Annotated in this window: 5 protein-coding genes; 2 read left to right on the top strand and 3 right to left on the bottom strand. The window is 36.3% G+C overall.

Going from position 1 to position 3529, the window contains the following annotated elements:
* Window positions 1–1018, bottom strand: a 1018-nt coding sequence (locus tag RM529_RS16445; protein ID WP_311485826.1) for an ABC transporter ATP-binding protein, incomplete at its 3' end; no start/stop codon positions are given.
* Window positions 1019–1762: a tRNA pseudouridine(38-40) synthase TruA gene (gene truA, locus RM529_RS16440; RefSeq protein WP_311485825.1), complete on the bottom strand. Its 744-nt coding sequence runs from the start codon at window positions 1760–1762 to the stop codon at window positions 1019–1021.
* Window positions 1763–1876: 114 nt separating this feature from the next.
* On the opposite strand from truA, the gene RM529_RS16435 reads away from it, so the two are divergent.
* Window positions 1877–2365, top strand: a complete 489-nt coding sequence (locus RM529_RS16435; RefSeq protein WP_311485824.1) for a metallophosphoesterase family protein — start codon at window positions 1877–1879, stop codon at window positions 2363–2365.
* A gap of 232 nt (window positions 2366–2597) precedes the next feature.
* Here RM529_RS16435 and RM529_RS16430 read toward each other — a convergent pair whose 3' ends face one another.
* Window positions 2598–3008, bottom strand: coding sequence for a DUF4293 domain-containing protein (locus tag RM529_RS16430; RefSeq protein ID WP_311485823.1), 411 nt, complete (start codon window positions 3006–3008; stop codon window positions 2598–2600).
* Between the two features lie 190 nt (window positions 3009–3198).
* Here RM529_RS16430 and RM529_RS16425 point away from each other — a divergent pair.
* Window positions 3199–3529: Rho termination factor N-terminal domain-containing protein (locus tag RM529_RS16425; RefSeq protein WP_311485822.1), on the top strand; the 331-nt coding region annotated here is incomplete at its 3' end.

Below are 3529 nucleotides of genomic sequence, written 5' to 3'. Positions count from 1 at the left end.
CTTTTACCTCTTTTGTACCTTCATCCTTAATAGTAGATCTGGTATCTAAAACACCAAAAACACGGTTGGCAGCCACCATTCCCATCTGCAACGTATTGAACTTATCTGCAATTTGTCGCAGCGGCTTGAACAACATTTGTGATAATTCTATAAACATAATAATCACCCCAAGGCTCACCGCATCACTTTCTATAGCACGCAATCCACCGAACCAAACAATTAAACCGATAGTAATGGATGTAGACATTTCTGCAATTGGAAAGAAAATTGAATTGTACCAGACCGTTTTCACCCAGGCCTTCCGGTGCTTATCATTAATATTTTTGAAATTTTCATACTCTTCTTTTTCGCGCGTAAAAAGCTGAACGATCTTCATTCCCGTAATACGCTCCTGAACAAATGTATTGAGGTTTGCGACCTGCGTACGGACTTCTTCAAAAGCAATTTTCATTTTTTTCTGAAAAACCCGCGTAGCATACATAATAAACGGAAGTACGGTAAGCACGAGCAAAGTCAGTTGCCAGCTTTGATAGAACATTACCCCCAAAATCACAAGCATTTTTAATAGATCACTAATGATCATAAAAAGACCCTGACTAAAAATACTTGCAATGGTCTCGATATCACTCACGGCACGGGTTACCAGCCTCCCAACAGCAGATTTATCGAAATACTTCATTTTAAACTGAAGCATATGCTCAAACAAATTCACCCTAAGGTCCCTTACCACTTCCTGCCCAAGCCAATTTGCAAAGTAAATAAAGCAAAACTGAAAAAGAACCTCGGCTATTAACACACCGCCCATTAGCAAGATATAAAACAAAAGTTCGTCGTAGTCCTGAGGAACTATTGCCTGGTCTATAGTGACTTTTAATAAATATGGACGTAAAACAGAGGCGATAGAAAGTAAAATAGCCGCAATCCCTACAAAATAAAAAGTCTTTTTGTAAGGATCTGTATATTTAAGCAGGCGCTTAAATAAATTAAAATCGAATGCATTTCCTGTTTTTGACGCCATTTACGCTACTGCTATTTTGGGATATTTTATTTCGGTTAAAAATAAACCTTGTGCCGGAACTGAGGTTCCTGCCCTTCCCCGGTCTTCACTTTTTATAATTTCATGCAGATTTTCCACAGAACTCTTTCCCTGCCCAATCTCTAATAAAGTGCCTACAATGGCACGTACCATATTCCGTAAGAATCTGTCGGCAGTAATGTAAAAAACCAACAAATTTCCTGATCTTTTCCAGACCGCAGATTCAATTTTACAATTATAAGTCTTTACATCTGTTCTTGATTTCGAAAAACATTTAAAATTGGTGTAAGTTCTTAATATTTCTGCTGCTTCATTCATTTTCGCAATGTCCAAATCTTTCTTCAAGTAAAAGGCCTTATCTAGTACAAATGGATCTTTATGCTGAATCACGTGATATTCATAACTTCTGCTTAAAGCATCAAAACGCGCATGAGCATCCAGTCGTACTTCAAAAATGTCAATTATCGCTATATCTTTAGGAAGCATGGAATTCATTTTGAATTTAATTTCCTCTGCATCCAGAATTACATCAGCATCAAAATGAGCAAACAATTGCTTTGCATGTACACCGGCATCTGTTCTTCCCGCACCTACAATTTCTATATTCTGCTGAAGTAAACGCGTTAAAACTTCTTCAATTTTTTCCTGGACAGAAACGGCATTCGGTTGCCTTTGCCAACCATGATACGCAGTTCCCAAATAAGCCAGTCCCAAGAAATACCTCAACCTAAAAATATTATTTTTTACATTAGCGAAATGCAAAGATAAGGCAATTATTACAGCTGCAATCCCATGAAGCTTTGGGTTTCTAAATGAATAATAAACATAATCCGTTCCGGTTTGAAAAAAATACTTTTACTGAGTGACACTCACAATCATATAGATGATAGAATCCTCCACTACGCTGGTGAGGCTGATGAAATTTGGCACGCAGGAGATATTGGAAATGTTGGTGTGACTGATGAACTTAAGAAGATAAATCCTGTAATTGCTGTTTACGGAAATATAGATAATGCCGAAGTAAGGAAAGAATTCCTATTAAACCAGCGTTTTATGTGTGAGGATGTAGATGTTTGGATTACACATATTGGAGGTTACCCGAAGAAATATTCTCCGGCAATAAGGGAGGAAATAAAAAGAAATCCGCCGAAGTTATTCATCTGTGGGCATTCTCATATCCTGAAAGTAATGAACGACAAGGACCTGAGATTGCTTCACATGAATCCCGGAGCCGCAGGTAAACAGGGCTTCCACAAGAAAAGGACGATGCTTCGGTTTAAAATTGAAAAAGAAAAGATCTTTGATCTTGAAGTCATCGAATTGGAATAAACATTTTTTGAAAAATGAACTAAATGCTTCCGTAGTAACAGTTTTGATGACACCCTAAAAATGGCAATTTTCGATCACTAATTAGGCCATAAGCCAGAATTTACAAGATCTTCCAGGCTTTAAAAAACTGGGAGATCTATTTATACAAGCTTTTACCTGACGATAAAAATCAAAAAACCCGAAGCTTTCACTTCGGGTTTTTCTACGCACTAATACTACTAAGATGATAGGCTTATCGCAATCGGTCCACAGATTTTACGAGATCTTCGTCCTTTTTTATAGCCTTATTGGCCAACACTAAAAAAACGATAGAAATTACCGGAAGAAGCATCCCAATACCCTTCTCTGAGATATCCTTCTCTCCAGGTACATTTAGCAACCAATAAACAAACAATCCTAGTAAAAAAAAGTTTAATATTATATTCAGACGGCCCAGTACAAACTGCAGCTTTCTGTTTCTAAACATAAAAACACTTATTAAGGACAATGCACCCGATAAAAGGAACATTATAAATACCATTAGTTCATCTTCAGCATAAATCGTTTCTCCAATGGAATTTTCCCAAAGATAAAAAACAAAAATTAATCCAAGGCTTACTATAGCCGCTAAAAAAAGATAAATAGTTTGTATGCGTTGTAGCATGATAAATTTGAAATTTGACTCACAAAAATAGATATTCTTTTCAAAAAACCTGTTTAAAAATTAAAATAAAGTCGTATAATTGCAGGAACATTTCGTAACCAATTCAAAACAGGTTACTTAAGACTCCAAAAAAATTCGATTCTTCCCGGAGAAGTTAAATCAATCCAAACACACTTATTCGTAATTATTCATGTTTGAAATTTCAGAATTAAAAGCTAAGAAATTGCCTGAGCTTCAGGAGATAGCTAAAACCTTAAATGTCCCAAAATTTAGAAGCCTTAAAAAATTGGATCTTGTATATCAAATCCTGGATTACCAGGCTTCCAATCCAGCGAAAGTAAAAGAGGTTTTAAACGATGAGAATGAAGCACCCGCAGCGTCTTCTTCAGCATCAGATAATAAACCAAAAAAAACCAAAGGAGGGAAAATCGGAAGCGATAAAAAACCTACGAAAAAGCAGGAAAAACCTTCATCTCCTGAAGAAAACAGAGATTCCGATAAAAAAACTGAAACTCCATCAA

Source organism: Autumnicola edwardsiae (genome assembly GCF_031846505.1).
GTDB lineage: Bacteria > Bacteroidota > Bacteroidia > Flavobacteriales > Flavobacteriaceae > Autumnicola > Autumnicola edwardsiae.
This window is presented reverse-complemented; position numbering and strand designations above follow the sequence as displayed.